Genomic DNA, 17,453 nt, shown 5'->3' with positions numbered 1-17,453 from the left:
GTTGCGGATCGGATCAGGCGACGGCGCGAAGCGCCTCGGCGGGACGGAGCCGGGCGGCGCGCCAGCCGCCGAGGGCGCCCGCGACCAGGCCCGCGGCGACCGCCAGTGCCACCGCGGTGAGAATGATCCCGGGCGACAGCGGCGCGGAGAGCACGATGTCGCTCGCGGCCTGGGCCGATCCGGCGCCGAACCCGGGACGGTCCGCCCCTCCCATCCCGCCCATTCCGCCGGCGGCGCCTTCGGGCCCGGCCGCCGACCCGGCGGCGACGGAGACCGTCGGCGAGACGAGGTTCACGGCCCAGACCGCGCCGAGCCCCAGCAGCACGCCCGCCACACCGCCGAGAAGCGCCTGCACGACCGATTCGCCGGCGACCTGACCGACCACCCGGCCGTTCGACCAGCCGATCGCCTTCAACGTTCCCAGCTCACGTGTCCGGCGAGACACGCCGGAGAGGGTGAAGAGCACGGCGAGAGCGACCGCGACGCCGAGCACCACGACCGAGAGCCACGTGCCGAGGCTCGAGATCAGCGATGACGCGCTGGCCAGCGAGCCGGACACGGTGCCGGCGAGCTGCGACTGGGAGCTCACGGTGGCATCGGGCAGCGCGTCCTGCAGCGCCGACTGCACCCCGTCGATGGCGTTGGCCGAGTCTGCCTGCACGTAGACGGTCGACACCACGGCACCCACGCCCGACAGCTCCTGCGCGACGTCGAGGGGGACGTAGACGTCGGCGGCGGTGTCGGCCTCGTCCGAGGCCGACGAGACGACGCCGACGACGTCGAACGGCTCGCCGCCGAGGTCGATGGTGTCGCCGACGGCGAGCGAGGCCGAGTTGGCGTATGTCGCGTCGAGCACCGCGACGCGCGAGCCGGCGTCGGTGTCCGCCAGGGCCCGTCCCTCCTGGAGCGACGTCGCGGTCAGGGGTCCCACGGCGGCCTCCCCCGGCTCGACACCGAGCACGTCGAACGAGTCGATGCCGAAGGAGTCGCCGCCGAAGCCGCCGCCGCCCTGCTGCGGCAGCTGTCCCTGCTGCGGCGCGGCGTCGGGCGTTGTCTCCTCTCCCGACGGCATCTGCGGCAGCTCTCCCGAGAAGGTCATGTTCGTGAGGCTCAGCGCGCCCGTCGCCGCGGCCACGCCGTCGATCGCGGCAGCCGCGTCCACCGCAGCGGCATCGAGAGTGCCGCGCCCGAAGCCTGTCGTCAGCCGCGACTGGCTCAGCGCCGTCGTACCGTCCTCACGCTGCTCTCCGCCGCCCTCGCCGAACTCGAACTGCGGTCCCGCCGCGCCCCCGCGCTGGCCCGGCTCCGCCTGCGCGCCCGTGATGGTCAGGTCGGTGCCGACGCCGTACACCGACTGCAGGGCCGCTGCCTGTGCATCGCGCACCCCGGCCGACAGCGCGTTGACGACGACGACGAGCGCGATCGCGATCGTCAGGCCTGCGGCGACGATCGCCGTCTGTCTCGCGCGCCCCGCCAGCTCGCGACGCAGATAGATCCAGTACATGGACGTTCCTTCCCGGTGCTTCGGAGCACGCCGACGTGAGAATGTCAACCTCAGCTGGGCCCAGGGCGGCAATCTAAACGGGACCCACCCTGTGGTTTCTGGTCTTGGTTCCGGGCCCCGGTAGTATCTCGTTCATGAACTTCAACCGTTCCGCTTGGTGGTGGCTGCGATAGCAGCCGGTTGAAGTATGTTCACGGGCTGCACGGCAGCTCGTGGAACGGCCCGAGTACTCCGTGTAGCTCCCAATCATCGGGAGACACAAATGGAGTCCTTCATCGCAACCGCGCAACGCTCGGCAGAGGTCGCGGTCCTCGTGGCCGAGCACCCCGAGCACTTTCGAGTCCTCACGGGTGAGCGGCCGACTGGGCCGCTGCATCTGGGCCACTACTTTGGCACCATCAGGGAACGGGTGCGTCTCCAGCAGGCTGGCGTCGAGATGTTCCTCGTGCTCGCGGACTATCAGGTCATCACCGACCGAGACACGATGGCTCACGTTCGCGAGAACGTCTATAGCGCTGTGCTCGACTATCTCGCCGCGGGCATCGACCCGGAACGGACGACCATTTTCACCCACTCGTCGGTGCCGGCGCTGAATCAGTTGATGCTGCCGTTCCTGAGCTTGGTCACCGAGGCGGAACTGCATCGTAATCCGACCGTCAAAGCGGAACTCGCGGCGTCCGGGCGCGCGTTGAGCGGGTTGCTCTTGACCTATCCGGTGCACCAGGCGGCCGACATTCTGTTCTGCAAAGGCAATCTCGTGCCCGTCGGCAAGGACAACCTCCCGCATGTGGAGATGACTCGCGTGATCGCTCGACGGTTCAACGAGCGCTATGGGGATGTCTTCCCGGTTCCGGATGCGTTGATCACGTCGACGCCGGAGGTTCCGGGCTTGGACGGTCGGAAGATGTCGAAGAGCTACGGGAACGCGATCGCGTTATCTATGACACCGGACGAGACAGTTGCGGTGATTCGTCAGACTCGGACCGATCAGGACCGGCGGATCAGTTTCGATCCCGAGGACAGGCCTGGTGTTTCGGCGCTGTTGTCGACGGCCGCGCTGTGCCGCGGTGTCGAGCCAGCCGAGTTAGCCGACGAGATCGGTGATGGCGGCAGCAGCGCCCTGAAAGCCATGACGGCGACAGCCGTGAACGACTTCTTGGAACCGTTGCGCGTGAGGCGGCAAGCCTTCGCCAAAGACGAGGATCTCGTGCGGGCGATTCTTCGCCACGGCAATGAGGCTGCGAACACTTCGGCGGAGTCAACACTGGCCCAGGTGCGCGAAGCAATGGGGACGATCTACTAGGACCTCGGTCAGACCTGGTCAGTGAGTCGGCGGGTGTGGGCGAGGCGATAGGAGTCGGTGCCGGTTTCGATGATGCTGCCACCGAACGTGAGTCGGTCGACGATCGCAGCGCAGAGCCTCGGGTCGGTGAAGGTCCTCGTCCATCCGGAGAACGATTCGTTGGAGGCTATCGCGACGGAGTTCTTCTCTTCGCGTTCGGTGAGGACCTGGAACAGGAGCTCGGCTCCGCGGCGGTCGAGTTCCATGTAGCCGAGTTCATCGATGCAGAGCAAGTCGACGCGGCCGTAGCGAGCGATGGTGCGGGCGAGCTGCTTCTCGTCGGCGGCTTCGACGAGTTCGTTGACGAGTTTCGTCGCGAGCGTGTATTTGACCCGATAGCCCTTCTCTGCAGCCGCGGTTCCCAGACCGATCAGTAGATGCGATTTCCCGGTACCGGAGTCGCCGATGAGGCAGAGCGGTTCGCCTTTGCGGATCCAGTCACCGGTAGCGAGTTGGTGGATCGTGGCCGGGTTGATGTTCGGGTTCGCGTCGAAATCGAAGTCACCGAGCCACTTGCTCCGCGGGAAGCCAGCCGCAGACACGCGCCGAATCGAGGAGCGCCGATCGCGATCATCGCACTCCGCGAGCAGTAGCTCTGCCAGGAACCCTTGGTAGGACAGCTGCTCTCGGTTCGCGGTCACCAGGGCCTCGTCAACGACGGCGCGGACAGTCGGGAGCCGGAGACGCCGGCAGGCCTGATCGACAGCCGCGATCGCTGCTTCTTCGGTGAGCCCGCGTCTCCGGCGCAGCGTCGTCGTGACGGTGGTGGGTTTCGTGGTCATGTTCCCGTGGTTCCTTCCCGATCAATCGCTTCGTCCGTGAGCGTCGGGCGTGCCCGACGTTCCAAGAGTTCGTCGTAGCCGGCGACACTCGGCAGTGGTCTCGTGTCGGCCGGGAGACCTGCGATCACCGCGGCCGGATCAGCGAGACGGCGTTGGGTGAGACTGACAACTCGTTGCTCGCGGCCAGACGCGAGTTCACGGAGATGACCATGCAGGCCAGGCCCACCCGTCGAAGTTTGTCTGCGGGCTTCGACAGCGACGACATCGGCGGTGACTGCCCCGACTTGGAGTGCTGCGTGGATGCCGGCGATCACTTCCTCTGCGGGCATGCTCCGGTGCAGAAGCAGAACATCAATGAGGGCTCGCGTGCCGACGGCATCACCATCGGTCTTGCGGGCGGCCGCCCAGAACGCATCGTGGGCAGCCGTAAACACTCCGGCCTCCCGCGCCCTCGCTAAGGCGGTGGCTCCCGGGAGCGCTCCGGGCTTCTGACGCAACACCTCGAGGTAATGGTCGAGGACGACTGATTGTCCGCCGCGCGCGACAACTCGCTCATGGCGGGCAACTTCCTGGTGCCCGTCGAAAACGACGACCACGGACGCGCGTAATGAGACGCGGACGTTCCGGCCGATCAGATGGGCGGGGACGGAGTACTTCGCCATCCGAACCGTGATCAGACTCGACCTGTCGACCCGCGGATGCAGCGTCAGGCCTGGATCGAATCGCTCATACGGCAGCGGCGACAGCAGTGCCTGTTCGACGGCGAAGTCCTGGCCGACTGTGCGAATCCGCGACGCGATCCGCCGCCTGTCATCCGCCGCGTCCCAGGCGCGGATTCTCGCGTTGAGTTCTGCGAGGGAATCGACAACCGGCATGGGTGTCAAATGTGTTCGCCGGAACCGCCCGACCTCACCCTCAACGCCGCCCTTCTCATGTGCGCCCGTGATACCGGGTTGGCAGTAGAACGAATCGAACCCGTAGTGGGAGCGGAACAGCACCCACCGCTCGTTCTCGATCCGGCCGCGCCCGTTGCCATAGAGCACCGCCTGGACTGCCGATGTCAGATTGTCGTAACGGATATGCCGGGTCGGGATGCCGCCAATCTCTTCGAACGCATCAATGTGGCCCTCGAGGAATGCTTCCTGCGACTGAGTCGAATAAACCCGGTGGATCGCCTTCCCCGAGTGAGAGAGCCGGAACACGAACATGTGGCACTTCGTCTTCACCCCAGCTAGCACCACCCACACCTCGCCGAAATCGACCTCAGCCTCCGCACCTGGCTGGTGGTCTTGAGGGATGAAGACCTCCACCCGCCGGCCCGCGACCGCGTCGATCTCGGGCCGGCGAAAGCGGACGTAGTTACGAACAGTCGAATACGACAATTCAGTCGCTCCGTGCTCCTCAATAAGACGATCCAGTACCCGGGTCGCGGTGTGGCGCTGCTTCCTTGGTGCCGTCAGATCCTCCCGCAGCATCGCGTCGATCGCGGGCTTGAACCGGTCAAGCCTCGGCGCCGACCTCACCCGCGTCTTCTTCGGCGGCGGTTCCGGCGAAGCCAACGCCTGCCGCACCGTCGCTCGCCCAACGTGATGACGGCGCGCAAGCTCTCTGATCGAGAGCTCCTCCACCCGCGCATCACGCCGAATCGCCGCGAACACATCCACCCGAGATCCCATCCCAAACCTCCACCATCAGCATCCGGAACAACAGTTCCGTCAACGGTGGAGGTGGACTCGGCTCAGGCTGCCGTGGACACCCCGTCAAGCAGCAAGTGGTCTCCGCTTAGATTGCCCTGGTGGGTCCGACTTACGCTGCCATAGTCACCGACGAGCCGACCATAGAGAGCACGGCTAAGCGCGCGTTCTGCGCGACTGATGAACGCGCTATGGACGGTCTCCGTTCCCCTCCCGGGCCAAGGCGGTCCGCAGGCCGGCTCAGGCCGCGACGCCCCACAGTCGCAGCAGCGCCGCGACGGCGGCCGCGGCGACGACCACGACGAGGAACGGCGCCCGCATCATGAGCAGTCCCGCGGCCACGAGCACGGCGGGCACGCGGGCGTCGACGATCACCGCCTGGCCCGCGCCGAGGGTCTGCACGGCGACGAGCGCGGAGAGCAGGGCGACCGTGAGCAGATCGGTGATGCGCGCGGGCGTCGGGGCGTCGAACCAGCGCGGCGGGACGAGGTAGCCGATCGCCTTGAGCGCGACGCAGACGATCGAGGCGATCATGGTCGCCGTCCACAGCGTCACGGCGTGCGCTCCCGGGGTGCGAGCCAGTTGGCGGCGCCGACGACGACCGCGACGAGCGCGGCGACGATGACCGGCAGGCCGGGCATCAGCACGGGCGTGAGCGCGGTCGCGACGACCGCCGCGCCGACGCCCACGGCGATCGCCTGACGCTGTCTCAGCCGCGGCCACAGCAGGGCGAGGAACGCGGCGGCGGCAGCGGCGTCGAGCCCGTAGGCGCGCACGTCGCCGAGCACGTCGCCGAGCAGGGCGCCGGCGAGCGTCGTCAGGTTCCACCCGACGTAGATGCCGATGCCGGTGATCCAGAAGCCCGCGCGTCGCGCGGCCGGCGTGGTCTGCGCGAGCGAGACCGCCGTCGACTCGTCGATCGTGAACTGGGCGGCCGCGGCGCGCTGCAGTGGCCCGCCGATCACGGGCGCCATGCGGATGGCGTAGGCGACGTTGCGCACGCCGAGCAGCGCCGCCGACGCGATCGCGGCGGGCGCGGCGGCCAGTCCCCCGGCGCCGATGACGCCGACGAAGGCGAACTGCGAGCCGCCCGTGAACATGACGAGGCTCAGCACGCAGGTCTGCCACACGTCGAGGCCCGACGCCACGGCCAGCGCGCCGAACGACACGCCGTAGGCGCTCGTCGCGATCGCCACGCCGAGGCCCTCGCGGCGCGCGAGGCGCACCTCGGCCGGTGTCCGCCCGTCCGGCCGGTCAGATGAACGCATGGTCATTATTCTGAACGTTCGCGGCACCGTTCGTCAAACGGAACAGTCGGATGAAATGATGAACGGCATGGAACCGCTCGGCACGCGCATCGCCACCGCCCTCCGCCGCGAACGCGAGGGCGCGGGGCTCTCGGTGTCGGAGCTCGCGCGGCGCGCCGGCGTCTCGAAGGCCACGGTCTCGCAGCTGGAGGCCGGCTCGGGCAATCCGAGCGTCGAGACACTGTGGGCGCTCGGCACCGCCCTCGGCGTGCCGTTCTCGGTCTTCGTGCACGACGAGGCTCCCCCACTGACGCTCGTGCGCATCGGCGACGCGCGGCGCATCCTGTCGGCATCCGCGCCCTACGCCGCGTCGCTGCTGTCGGCCAGCCCGCCGAACGCGCGGCGCGACATCTACCTCATCCAGGCCGAGCCCGGCACCCCGAAGCCCTCGGATCCGCACGCGCGCGGCACGATCGAGCACGTCGTGCTCATCGCCGGCCGCGCCGTCGCCGGTCCCCGGGACGAGCCCGTGACGCTCGAGCCCGGCGACTACCTGAGCTACCCCGGCGACGCCCCGCACGTGTTCGAGGCCCTCGAGCCGCGGACCTCAGCCGTCCTCATCAGCGAGCTGCGCTGACCCATTCACTCCGTTCGACCGCGGTGAAGTGCGGGTGTGCGGATGCCGCACCCGCACTTCGCCGCGGTCGAACCGGGGATTGAGCGGGTGAGCAGGCCCTACGCGTTCGCGTCCTGGCGCTTCAGGCGGCTCGCGGCGCGGCCGCGCTCGGTCTGGTCGAGGATCACCTTGCGGATGCGCACCTTCTCGGGCGTCACCTCGACGCACTCGTCGTCGCGGGCGAACTCCAGCGACTCCTCCAGCGAGAGCTGACGCGGCGGAGTGAGACGCTCGAGCTCGTCGGCGGTCGACGAGCGCATGTTGGTGAGCTTCTTCTCCTTGGTGATGTTGACGTCCATGTCGTCGGCGCGCGTGTTCTCGCCCACGACCATGCCCTCGTACACCTCTTCGGTGGGCTGCACGAAGAACGACATGCGCTCCTGCAGCGCCATCATCGCGAACGGCGTCGCGACGCCGGCGCGGTCGGCGACGATCGAGCCGTTCTGGCGCGACTGGATCGCACCGGCCCAGTCGTCGTAGCCGTGCGAGATCGCGTTGGCGATGCCCGTGCCGCGCGTGATGGTGAGGAACTCGCTGCGGAAGCCGATGAGACCGCGCGAGGGCACGATGAACTCCATGCGCACCCACCCGGTGCCGTGGTTGGTCATCGTCTCCATGCGGCCCTTGCGCGCCGCCATGAGCTGCGTGATCGCGCCGAGGTGCTCCTCGGGCGCGTCGATCGTGAGGTGCTCGAAGGGCTCCTTGACCTTGCCGTCCTCGCCCTTGCGGGTGACCACCTGGGGCTTGCCGACGGTGAGCTCGAAGCCCTCGCGGCGCATGTTCTCGACGAGGATCGCGAGGGCCAGCTCGCCGCGGCCCTGCACCTCCCACGCGTCGGGACGGCCGATGTCGACGACCTTGAGCGACACGTTGCCGATGAGCTCGCGGTCGAGGCGGTCCTTCACCATGCGCGCCGTGAGCTTGTGCCCCTTGACCTTGCCCACGAGCGGCGACGTGTTCGTGCCGATCGTCATCGAGATGGCCGGGTCGTCGACCGTGATGGCCGGCAGCGCGCGCACGTCCTCGGGGTCGGCGATCGTCTCGCCGATCGTGATGTCCTCGATGCCGGCGATCGCGACGATGTCGCCGGGGCCGGCCGACTCGGCCGGGTAGCGCTCGAGCGCGCGCGTCTTCAGCAGCTCGGTGACGCGGGCGTTCGCGTGCGTGCCGTCGTGGCGCACCCACGCGACCGTCTGCCCCTTCTTGAGCGTGCCGTTGAACACGCGCAGCAGCGCGAGGCGGCCGAGGAAGGGCGACGAGTCGAGGTTCGTGACCCACGCCTGCAGCGGCGCCTCGTCGTCGTACGACGGCGCGGGCACGTGCTCCAGGATCGCGGCGAACAGCGGCTCGAGGTCGGCGTTGTCGGGAAGCTCGCCGTTCTCGGGCCGGTTGCGCGAGGCGGCGCCCGCGCGTCCCGAGGCGTAGACGACCGGCACGTCGAGCAGCGCGTCGACGTCGAGGTCGGGCACGTCGTCGACGAGGTCGCCCGCGAGGCCCAGCAGCAGGTCGTGCGCCTCCTCCTCGACCTCGGCGATGCGCGCGTCGGGTCGGTCGGTCTTGTTCACGAGCAGGATGACCGGCAGCTTCGCCTCCAGCGCCTTGCGCAGCACGAAGCGGGTCTGCGGCAGCGGCCCCTCGCTGGCGTCGACGAGCAGCACGACGCCGTCGACCATCGACAGGCCGCGCTCGACCTCGCCGCCGAAGTCGGCGTGGCCGGGCGTGTCGATGACGTTGATCGTCACGGGCACGTCGGTGTGGATGCCGTTGTAGGTGATCGCCGTGTTCTTGGCGAGGATCGTGATGCCCTTCTCACGCTCCAGGTCGTTGGAGTCCATCGCGCGCTCCTCGACGTGCGCGTGCTCTCCGAACGAGCCGGTCTGACGCAGCATCGCGTCGACGAGCGTCGTCTTGCCGTGGTCGACGTGGGCGACGATCGCGACGTTGCGGAGGTCCGGGCGAAGGGCATGCGCCATGAGGGTGTTCCAATGCAGAAGGGGATGCCGTCCCGAATCCGGGGGCGTTCTATTCTACAGACCGCGTCCTGTGCGCCTCCCGCGCGGCCCTCATCCGACCGTGAGCGCCGTCGCCGCCACGGTCAGGACGAGCAGGGCGACGCCGATCACGAGCGCGCGGAGGTCCCAGCTCGAGCGCACCGGGGCATCGCTCGGCGCGCTCTCGGCGCGGGCGTGCTCCAGCGCGTCGACGATCTCGTCGTGCCCGGAAGGCCGCGCGTCGGCGTCGGCCGACCGCGGGCTCTGCCGACGCGGGAAGGGCGCGCCCCAGCAGACCAGACGCCGCCCGTCGGCGAGCTCGAGCGCGACCTGCGGGCGCGCCACGATGCCCTCCACCCGGCCCCACGGCACCTCGTGGCGACGGAGCAGGTTCTGCACCACGATGCGCGACGGCTCCAGCCGGACGCAGGAATGATACTGCACGAGCCACAGCGCCCAGACGATCAGCGCGCCCGCCGCGCCCCACGAGAGCACGACGTCCCACGCGCCCCGCACGACGGCATCCGCCGTGAAGAAGACGACGAGGGCGACCGCGATCCAGAACGCCACCTGCGACGAGCCGGCGCGCAGCACGCGCGGCCGGGGCTCGCTGCCCGAAGAGCTCACGTCACCGGACCCCTCCGTCGGCCGCTCCCTCGCCCATCCCGGCTCCGAGCTGGATCGACGCGCCGGGGATGGCGTCGAGGAGGCGCCGCGTGTACTCCTGCTGCGGCGCGACGAAGATCTCGTCGACGGGCCCCTGCTCGACGACGCGTCCCTTCTCCATGACGCACACGAGGTCGGCGACGACGCGGACGACGGCGAGGTCGTGCGTGATGAACAGGTAGGTGAGGCCGAGCTCCGACTGCAGCTCGGCGAGCAGGGTGAGGATCTGGTCCTGCACCAGCACGTCGAGCGCCGAGACGGCCTCGTCGAGCACGACGATGTCGGGCTTGAGCGCGAGGGCGCGCGCGATCGCGACGCGCTGACGCTGGCCGCCGGAGAGCTCGTTCGGGTAGCGCGAGACGAGGTCGCGCGGCAGGGCGACCTGGTCGAGCAGCTCCAGCACCCGCGCGCGGCGCGACGCCGGGTCCCCCACCCTGTGGATGTGCAGGGGCTCGGAGATGAGGCTGCCGAGGTCGCGCAGCGGGTCGAGCGACCCGTACGGGTCCTGGAAGACCGGCTGCATGCGGCGGCGCAGGTCGAAGGTCTGCCGCGGCGACAGCTGAGAGATCTCCTGGCCGTCGATCGCGATCGAGCCCGAGGTGGGGTTCTCCAGCTTGAGCACCATCTTCGCGACCGTCGACTTGCCGCTGCCCGACTCGCCCACGAGCGCGAGCGTCTGACCCCGCGGGATCTCGAACGACACGCCGTCGGCCGCGCGGAACGGCGTGCTGCGCAGGCCGGCGCCGCCGCGGATCCGGTACTCCTTGACCAGCTCGCGCACGGCGACGACGGGGGGCTCGTCCGGCTCGGCCGCGACGACGGCCTCGCGCACGCGCACGGCACCGGCCTGGATGCGCTTCGAGGCGATGCTCGGCGCCGCCGCGACGAGACGCTGCGTGTACGGATGCTGCGGGTTGACGAGGATCTCACGGCTCGGACCCGACTCGACGACCTCGCCGTTCTTCATCACGACGAGGCGCTCGGCGCGCTCGGCGGCCAGGCCCAGGTCGTGCGTGATGAGCAGCACCGAGGTGCCCTTCTCGCGCGTCAGCGACGCCATGTGATCGAGGATGACGCGCTGCACCGTGACGTCGAGCGCCGAGGTCGGCTCGTCGGCGATGAGCAGCTTCGGGTCGGCGGCGAGGCCGATGCCGATGAGCGCGCGCTGGCGCATGCCGCCCGAGAACTGGTGCGGGAACTGGTGCATCCGCTTCGCGGCATCCGCGAGTCCCGCCTGCTGCAGCACCTCGATCGCGCGGCGCTCGACCTCTTTGCGCCCCGTCGCGATGCCGTTCGCGCGCACCGCCTCCTTCACCTGGAAGCCGATGCTCCACACCGGGTTGAGGTTCGACATCGGGTCCTGCGGCACGTAGCCGATGTCGCGGCCGCGGATCTGCTCCATCTGCGCACGGCGCAGCCCCGTCAGCTCGCGTCCCGCGAGCGTGATGGAGCCGCCCGTGACGCGACCCGTGCCGGGCAGCAGCTGCAGGATCGCCGTCGCGGTCGTGGACTTGCCCGACCCCGACTCGCCCACGATCGCCACGGTCTCGCCGGGGAAGATGTCGAGGCTGACGCCGTGCAGCACCTCGCGCGTGCCCGACTGGGTGTCGAAGCCGACGCGCAGATCGCGGATGGAGACCAGCGGGGTGTCGACGTGGTCGCTCATCGCTGCGCCCTCGCTCTCGGGTCGAGGGCGTCTCGGATGAGCTCGCCCAGCATGATGAAGGCCAGCACGGTCACGGTCAGCGCGATCGACGGCCAGATGAGCGCCATCGGCGCGACGCGGAGCGACGTCTGCGCCTGGCTGACGTCGTTGCCCCACGACATCGTCTCGCTGCCGAGCCCGACGCCGAGGAAGGCCAGCGTGGCCTCCGCGGTGATCGCCGCCGCGAGGCTCAGCGTGACAAGCACGAGCAGCGGCGCGATGGCGTTGGGGATCACGTGCACGAGCAGCGTGCGGAACCTCGAGAGGCCGAGCGCCTGCGAGGCCGTGACGTAGTCGGCCTGCCGCACGCGCAGCACCTCGGCGCGCACGACGCGCGCCGTGGACGCCCACGCGAAGCCTCCGATCGCGAGCGAGAGGGTGAAGACGTTGCGGTACTGGGAGAAGACGCTCATCACGACGACCGCGGCCAGGATGTAGGGGATCGAGAAGAAGATGTCGCCGACGCGCGAGAGCACCGAGTCGAGCCATCCGCCGTAGAAGCCGGCGAGCGATCCCATGACCAGGCCGATGACGCCGCCGATGAGCGCGGACAGCACGCCGACGGCGAGCGAGGTGCGGGTCCCCCACACGATGCGCGCCCAGATGTCGCAGCCCTGGAAGGTGAAGCCGAGCGGATGCCCGGGGGCGGGGCCGCCGTTGCTGTTCGCCAGCTGGCATCCGTTGTTCGGCGGGGTGTGCGTGAACAGCGTCGGCCACGCGGCCATCAGGAGGAGGACGAGGATGATGAGGAGCGAGATCCAGAACATCGGACGCTTGCGCAGGTCGCGCCACGCGTCGTTCCACAGGTTCGACGTCTTGTCGCTCACGCGCACCTGGTCGACCGTGACCGTCGCCTCCTCGACGGGTGCGACGTAGTGCTCCATACGGCTGGCGTTACTTGACATAGCGGATCCTCGGGTCGAGCAGACCGTACAGCAGGTCGACGAGAAGGTTGACGAGCACGTAGATGATGACGAAGACCGTCACGAACGACACGATCGTGGGGCCCTCGTGCGCGAGCGTCGCGCGGAACAGCGTGTTGCCGACGCCCGGGACGTTGAAGATCGCCTCGGTGACGGTCGCGCCCACGAGCAGGACGCCGAAGTTCGTCGCCGAGTTGGTGATCACCGGGATGAGCGAGTTGCGCAGCACGTGCACGGGGATCACGCGACGGCGCGGGAGCCCCTTGCTGTAGGCCGTGCGCACCCAGTCCTGGTTGAGCGTGTCGATGACCGAGCCGCGCATGAGGCGCATGCTCGTCGCGTACATGCTCACGCCGAGCACGATCGCCGGGAGCCACAGGTCGCCCCAGTCGTTGTTGCCCCCGACGGTGGGCTTGAACCAGCCGAGCTGGATCGCCAGGAAGTACTGCGCGAGGAAGGCGAGCACGAAGATCGGCACCGCGAGGAAGACCAGCGCCAGCATGAGCGACGCGTTGTCGAAGATCTTGCCCTTGCGCAGCGCCGAGATCGTGCCGATGACGATCGACAGGATGAACTCGATGGCGATCGCCATGATGCCCAGGCGCATCGTCACGGGCAGCGTGCGGGCCAGCACGTCGTTGACCGACTGCCCCGAGAAGGTGACGCCCATGTTGCCCTGGAAGATGCCGGCGAGGTAGTGGAAGTACTGCACGATGAAGGGCTCGTCGAGCAGGTACTGCGCGCGCAGCTTCTCGAGCAGCTGCGGGCTGGGCGTCTTGTCCCCGAACAACGCGAGAATCGGATCGCCGGGCATGGCGAAGACGAGGAAGTAGATGAGCAGGGTCGCCCCGAAGAAGACGGGTATGACCTGCAAGACGCGTTTGAGGATGTAGCCCAGCATTGCTCTCCCTCGGGCATGGACGGCGCGGCCGGATCGACCGCGGGCGAGTGCGGAAAGCCTACAAGCTTCGCGCGGTCAGAGCGACGAGCGAAGGCGTGGCGGCGCAGACGACGGGGCGGCGGCCGGTGTGGCCGCCGCCCCGCGTCCGATCACAGAGGTCAGTCCTTGGTGATCTCGTAGTACAGCGGAACCGAGTTCCAGCCGAAGGTGACGTTGTCGACGTTCTCCGAGAAGCCGCCGGTCACGTTCGAGTACCAGAGCGGGATCGCCGGGAGGTCCGTGAGCAAGATCTCCTGGGCCTTCGTGAAGTCGGCGTTCGCCGCGTCGATGTCGGTCGAGCCGGCACCCGAGGCGAGCAGCGCGTCGAACTCGGCGTTCGTGTAGTCGCCGTCGTTCGACGACGCGCCCGTGGCGTAGAGCGGCGCGAGGAAGTTGTACACCGCCGGGTAGTCGGCCTGCCAGCCGGTGCGGAACGCGGTCGCGATCACGCGGTCGTTGACGTCCTTGCGCAGACCGGCGAAGTCGACGTAGGGAGCGCCCGACGCCTCGATGCCGAGCGTGTTCTTCAGCTGGTTGGCGACCGCGTCGACCCACGGCTGGTGGCCGCCGTCGGAGTTGTACGCGATCTGGAACGAGCCCGACCACGGTGCGATCGCGTCGGCCTGGGCCCACAGCTTCTTCGCCTCGTCGGCGTTGTAGTCGAGCACCTCGGCGCCCGTGAGCGAGTCGGACCAGCCGCCGACGACGGGCGACGTGAAGTCGCTCGCGGGCGTGCGGGTGCCGCTGAAGATCGTGTCGGTGATCTCCGGGCGGTTGATCGCCATCGAGATCGCGGCGCGACGCAGGGCGCCCTCCTCACCGGCGAAGTGCTCGAGGCGCTCCGGGATGGTGAACGACTGGAACACGGCGGCGGGCTGGTTCACGGCGCGGTCGCCGAGGTCGGCCTCGAACGTGGCGAGCGACGACGGCGGGATGTTGTCGATGACGTCGACGTTGTTGCCGAGCAGGTCGGCGTAGGCGGCGTCGTACGAGGCGTAGAACGTGAACGTGACGCCGCCGTTCTGGGCCTGGCGGCCGCCCGTGTAGTCCTCGTTCTTGACGAGGTCGATCTGCACGTCGTGCTGCCACGCGCCCTCGCCGGCGAGCTTGTAGGGGCCGTTGCCGATGGGGTTCTCGCCGTAGGCGTCGATGTCCTCGAAGGCGACCTCGGGCAGCGGGTAGAACGCCGAGTAGCCCAGGCGGGTCGCGAAGTCGGCGGCCACGGGCTTGTTCAGGGCGATCGTGAAGGTGTGCTCGTCGACGACCACGAGACCGGTGAGGGGCGAGTCCTTCTCGGCCGAGAAGCCCTCGATGTCCTCGAACCACGACATGTTCTGCTGGGCGTTCGACAGCTGCGCGCCGAAGTCCCACGCCTTCACGAAGCTCTCGGCCGTGACCGGCGTGCCGTCGGTGAAGGTGTTGCCCTCGTTGAGGGTGATCGTCAGGTTGCTCTCGTCGTCGACCGCGATCTCCTTCGCCACGTCGTTGACGAGCTCGCCGTCGGCGTCGTAGTACGCGAGACCGGCGAAGATCGCGTCGAGGATGCGGCCGCCGCCGACCTCGTTGGTGTCGGCAGGGAGCAGGGGGTTCTCCGGCTCGGTGCCGTTGGCCAGGATGATGGCCGCCGACGTCTCGGGGCTGGTGCTGCCGTCGCCGGTGGACTCCGGCGAGCCGCTGCCGCCGCTGCAGCCCGCAAGGGCGAGGGTGCCCGCCGCGAGCAGCGCGAGCCCGGCAAGGGCGATCTTGTTGCGCTTCACAATTCCTCCTGTAAAGGGATGCCGCCGCACGCCTGGTGCGCGATGCGGCCAAAGTCCCAGCGTAGGCACTGCTATGCCGAATGCACCACATGGGATCGCCAACCGTTACAAAGCCTTGACTCGAGCGGCTCAGAATGTGGCATTCTGACAGCGTGACGCTCCTCCCCCGCGAGCCTTCCCGCACTCGGCTGTGGTGGGAGGTCTCGATCGTGCTGGCCCTCTCCGTGGGACGGTCGGCGCTGTACTCGGTGCTCTCGCTGGTGCAGGCGCTCACGCGCGATACGCCCCTCGGCGACCAGTCCACCGCGCTGAACCCGGGCGCGAACGCCGAGCAGTTCTGGGACGTGCTGTACCAGTTCCTGGGGATCCTGTTCGGCCTCGTGCCCGTCGCGCTCGCCCTGTACCTGCTGTGGGAGCCCGCGGCATCCGCGTTCCGTCGCATCGGCCTCGACCTCACGCGCGCCGGGCGCGATCTCGGCACGGGGCTCGCGCTCGTGCTCGTGATCGGCGTGCCGGGCCTCGGGCTCTACGCGGCCGGCCGGGCCCTGGGCGTCACGATGCGCGTCGACGCCGCGCCGCTCGACCCGTCGTGGTGGACGATCCCCCTGCTCGTGCTCGCGGCCGTGCGCGCCGGCCTGCTCGAGGAGGTCGTGATGGTCGGCTACCTGTTCGACCGGCTGCGCCGGCTCGGCTGGAGCACGTGGACCATCATCCTCTCCGCCGCCGCCCTGCGCGGCGCCTACCACGCCTACCAGGGCTTCGGCGCGATCGTCGGCAACATCGCGATGGGCATCGTCTTCGGCTGGGTCTACCAGCGCTGGGGCCGCGTCATGCCCCTCGTCGTCACCCACGTCGCGATCGACGTCATCGCCTTCGTCGGCTACCCCCTCGCCGCCGCCTGGTGGCCCGCCCTCTTCGCCTGACCGCGCGGGATATCGCCCACGTTCACAACGCCACGCCCCACGCATCCACCCGCCCATCCCACATCCCACATCGCGAGAGTGCATCTGGCGGCCGAGAGTGCGGTCCTAGCGCGCACTCTCGGCCGCCGGATGCACTCTCGGCCGCCGGATGCACTGTCGGGCGGGGCGGCAGGGGCGGTGGGCGAGTTGTTGTCCACAGGGCGGGGGTGTGGCGGACTGTCCACGGGTGTGGGGTGGATGCCGCATGCCGGGGCAGGGAAGAGTGCACGCTAGCGGGCATGCATATGCCATCGAGAACCGGCATCCTCTTCCGTCCGAGCCCGATCGCGCTCCTGCGACGTGACACGTTGCCCCACCCGGAGCGTGCCATAGCCCGCGGCGAAGCCGTCAAGGTGCGGCGCGGGGTGTTCGCCGAGCGGGAGGCGTGGCGCGCTCTCGCGCCGTGGGACCGGTATCTCGCGCGGGTGCACGCCGTGGCGCTCGACCATCCCGGCGCCGTCTTCTGCGACGAATCCGCCGCGGCGCTTCTCGGCGCCGCCGTCTTCGGCGATCCCCACGTCGTGCACGTGAGCGTTCCCGCCGGCGCGACCTCGCGGCAGTCCGGCGGCATCCGCACTCGTGTGCGCACCGAGACCGACGGCATCCTCTCGTCAGCCGGGATGACGGCGACGGATGCCGTCGTCACCGCCGTGACCCTCGCACGGCACCGCCACCCGGTCATCGGGCTCGCGGTCGCCGACTCGATCCTGCGGCTCGACCGCTCCCTCACGCGCGACATGCTGCGCGCGGAGAACGAGCATCGCGCCAGCGGCCGCGGACGGGCGTGCGCGCGCTGGGTGATCGATCGCGCGACCCCGCTCGCCGAGAGCCCGCTCGAGTCGGTGTCCCGCGCCGTCACGGAGTGGCTGGGGTTTCCCGATCCCGTTCTCCAGCGTGAGTTCGTCGCGACCGGCGGCACGACCGATCGCGGGGATCTCTGGTGGCCGCATCTGCGCCTCCTCGCGGAGGCCGACGGCGACGTCAAATACGACGGAACCCACGGCGATCCGCTCGAGGCGCTGCAGAAGCGGCGCACACGCGACATCCGCCTCCTCGCGGGCGAGGTGTCGAAGATCGCGCACTTCGGGTGGACGGAGGTCACGTTCGTGGACCCTTACCGCGCGCTCCTGCTCGGCCAGGGCCTGCAGACCGTGGCCCCGGAGAACACCGCCGCCCTCGCCGGCGTCAAACGCCTGCTCGCACCCCGCCGCCACGACACCTGAGCCCCTCCCCACCCAACCGCACCCCACAGCCGAAACCGCAT

15 protein-coding genes are annotated in these 17,453 nt (G+C 69.3%); 4 read left to right on the top strand and 11 right to left on the bottom strand.

The window, feature by feature from the left end; all coding sequences use genetic code 11:
• Positions 1 to 13 precede the first annotated feature (13 nt).
• Positions 14 to 1,504, bottom strand: a complete 1,491-nt coding sequence (locus AOA12_RS08260; RefSeq protein ID WP_054681883.1) for an ABC transporter permease — start codon at positions 1,502 to 1,504, stop codon at positions 14 to 16.
• 262 nt (positions 1,505 to 1,766) lie between these two features.
• On the opposite strand from AOA12_RS08260, the gene trpS reads away from it, so the two are divergent.
• Positions 1,767 to 2,807, top strand: a complete 1,041-nt coding sequence (trpS, locus tag AOA12_RS08255) for a tryptophan--tRNA ligase (protein ID WP_054679560.1) — start codon at positions 1,767 to 1,769, stop codon at positions 2,805 to 2,807.
• An 8-nt stretch (positions 2,808 to 2,815) separates the two neighbouring features.
• Here trpS and istB read toward each other — a convergent pair whose 3' ends face one another.
• From istB to AOA12_RS08235, 4 genes are all read right to left on the bottom strand, one after another.
• Positions 2,816 to 3,628 (bottom strand): IS21-like element helper ATPase IstB, encoded by an 813-nt coding sequence (istB, locus tag AOA12_RS08250; protein WP_054679557.1) that lies wholly within the window; start codon positions 3,626 to 3,628, stop codon positions 2,816 to 2,818.
• Entirely contained in the window at positions 3,625 to 5,304 is a 1,680-nt protein-coding gene (istA, locus tag AOA12_RS08245; RefSeq protein ID WP_054679554.1) for an IS21 family transposase, read from the bottom strand. The genes istB and istA overlap by 4 nt, the downstream gene beginning before the upstream one ends.
• 258 nt (positions 5,305 to 5,562) lie before the next feature.
• Positions 5,563 to 5,877, bottom strand: coding sequence for an AzlD domain-containing protein (locus tag AOA12_RS08240; RefSeq protein WP_054681882.1), 315 nt, complete (start codon positions 5,875 to 5,877; stop codon positions 5,563 to 5,565).
• Positions 5,874 to 6,590, bottom strand: a complete 717-nt coding sequence (locus tag AOA12_RS08235) for an AzlC family ABC transporter permease (RefSeq protein WP_054686885.1) — start codon at positions 6,588 to 6,590, stop codon at positions 5,874 to 5,876. Before AOA12_RS08235 ends, AOA12_RS08240 begins: the two co-directional genes overlap by 4 nt.
• 58 nt (positions 6,591 to 6,648) lie before the next feature.
• Between AOA12_RS08235 and AOA12_RS08230 the strand changes: the two genes are divergently transcribed.
• Complete coding sequence (locus AOA12_RS08230; protein ID WP_335337372.1) at positions 6,649 to 7,206, top strand: helix-turn-helix domain-containing protein; 558 nt, start codon at positions 6,649 to 6,651, stop codon at positions 7,204 to 7,206.
• A gap of 98 nt (positions 7,207 to 7,304) precedes the next feature.
• Here AOA12_RS08230 and typA read toward each other — a convergent pair whose 3' ends face one another.
• The 6 genes from typA to AOA12_RS08200 all read right to left on the bottom strand — a co-directional run bounded on the left by typA (position 7,305) and on the right by AOA12_RS08200 (position 15,227).
• On the bottom strand, positions 7,305 to 9,218 hold the full coding sequence (gene typA / locus AOA12_RS08225) for a translational GTPase TypA (RefSeq protein ID WP_054681879.1): 1,914 nt from the start codon (positions 9,216 to 9,218) through the stop codon (positions 7,305 to 7,307).
• Between the two features lie 90 nt (positions 9,219 to 9,308).
• Positions 9,309 to 9,863 (bottom strand): PH domain-containing protein, encoded by a 555-nt coding sequence (locus tag AOA12_RS08220; protein WP_054681877.1) that lies wholly within the window; start codon positions 9,861 to 9,863, stop codon positions 9,309 to 9,311.
• Between the two features lies 1 nt (position 9,864).
• On the bottom strand, positions 9,865 to 11,568 hold the full coding sequence (locus AOA12_RS08215) for a dipeptide ABC transporter ATP-binding protein (protein WP_054681876.1): 1,704 nt from the start codon (positions 11,566 to 11,568) through the stop codon (positions 9,865 to 9,867).
• Positions 11,565 to 12,512 carry an ABC transporter permease gene (locus AOA12_RS08210; RefSeq protein WP_054681873.1) on the bottom strand — a complete coding sequence of 316 codons (948 nt, stop codon included), beginning with the start codon at positions 12,510 to 12,512 and terminating at the stop codon, positions 11,565 to 11,567. Before AOA12_RS08210 ends, AOA12_RS08215 begins: the two co-directional genes overlap by 4 nt.
• Positions 12,502 to 13,431 carry an ABC transporter permease gene (locus tag AOA12_RS08205; protein ID WP_054681871.1) on the bottom strand — a complete coding sequence of 310 codons (930 nt, stop codon included), beginning with the start codon at positions 13,429 to 13,431 and terminating at the stop codon, positions 12,502 to 12,504. Before AOA12_RS08205 ends, AOA12_RS08210 begins: the two co-directional genes overlap by 11 nt.
• Positions 13,432 to 13,589: 158 nt before the next feature.
• Complete coding sequence (locus tag AOA12_RS08200) at positions 13,590 to 15,227, bottom strand: peptide ABC transporter substrate-binding protein (RefSeq protein WP_054681869.1); 1,638 nt, start codon at positions 15,225 to 15,227, stop codon at positions 13,590 to 13,592.
• A gap of 134 nt (positions 15,228 to 15,361) precedes the next feature.
• Here AOA12_RS08200 and AOA12_RS08195 point away from each other — a divergent pair, with 134 nt between their 5' ends.
• Entirely contained in the window at positions 15,362 to 16,150 is a 789-nt protein-coding gene (locus AOA12_RS08195) for a CPBP family intramembrane glutamic endopeptidase (protein ID WP_054681867.1), read from the top strand.
• 284 nt (positions 16,151 to 16,434) lie between these two features.
• Positions 16,435 to 17,412: a hypothetical protein gene (locus AOA12_RS08190; RefSeq protein ID WP_054681865.1), complete on the top strand. Its 978-nt coding sequence runs from the start codon at positions 16,435 to 16,437 to the stop codon at positions 17,410 to 17,412.
• Positions 17,413 to 17,453: the final 41 nt, after the last annotated feature.

The organism is Microbacterium sp. No. 7, from assembly GCF_001314225.1.
In the GTDB taxonomy this organism is placed as follows: domain Bacteria; phylum Actinomycetota; class Actinomycetes; order Actinomycetales; family Microbacteriaceae; genus Microbacterium.
Note: the sequence above shows the minus strand (reverse complement) of the source record. Positions and strands in the feature narration are given on the sequence as shown.

What these genes read in the sequence shown, in the direction of transcription:
- AOA12_RS08195 (WP_054681867.1), top strand. Translation starts at nt 15,362, where the DNA reads ATGTGGCATTCTGACAGCGTGACGCTCCTCCCCCGCGAGCCTTCCCGC.
- istA (WP_054679554.1), bottom strand. Translation starts at nt 5,304, where the DNA reads ATGGGATCTCGGGTGGATGTGTTCGCGGCGATTCGGCGTGATGCGCGG.
- trpS (WP_054679560.1), top strand. Translation starts at nt 1,767, where the DNA reads ATGGAGTCCTTCATCGCAACCGCGCAACGCTCGGCAGAGGTCGCGGTC.
- istB (WP_054679557.1), bottom strand. Translation starts at nt 3,628, where the DNA reads ATGACCACGAAACCCACCACCGTCACGACGACGCTGCGCCGGAGACGC.
- AOA12_RS08205 (WP_054681871.1), bottom strand. Translation starts at nt 13,431, where the DNA reads ATGCTGGGCTACATCCTCAAACGCGTCTTGCAGGTCATACCCGTCTTC.
- typA (WP_054681879.1), bottom strand. Translation starts at nt 9,218, where the DNA reads ATGGCGCATGCCCTTCGCCCGGACCTCCGCAACGTCGCGATCGTCGCC.
- AOA12_RS08235 (WP_054686885.1), bottom strand. Translation starts at nt 6,590, where the DNA reads ATGCGTTCATCTGACCGGCCGGACGGGCGGACACCGGCCGAGGTGCGC.
- AOA12_RS08230 (WP_335337372.1), top strand. Translation starts at nt 6,649, where the DNA reads ATGAACGGCATGGAACCGCTCGGCACGCGCATCGCCACCGCCCTCCGC.
- AOA12_RS08210 (WP_054681873.1), bottom strand. Translation starts at nt 12,512, where the DNA reads ATGTCAAGTAACGCCAGCCGTATGGAGCACTACGTCGCACCCGTCGAG.
- AOA12_RS08215 (WP_054681876.1), bottom strand. Translation starts at nt 11,568, where the DNA reads ATGAGCGACCACGTCGACACCCCGCTGGTCTCCATCCGCGATCTGCGC.
- AOA12_RS08190 (WP_054681865.1), top strand. Translation starts at nt 16,435, where the DNA reads ATGCCATCGAGAACCGGCATCCTCTTCCGTCCGAGCCCGATCGCGCTC.
- AOA12_RS08260 (WP_054681883.1), bottom strand. Translation starts at nt 1,504, where the DNA reads ATGTACTGGATCTATCTGCGTCGCGAGCTGGCGGGGCGCGCGAGACAG.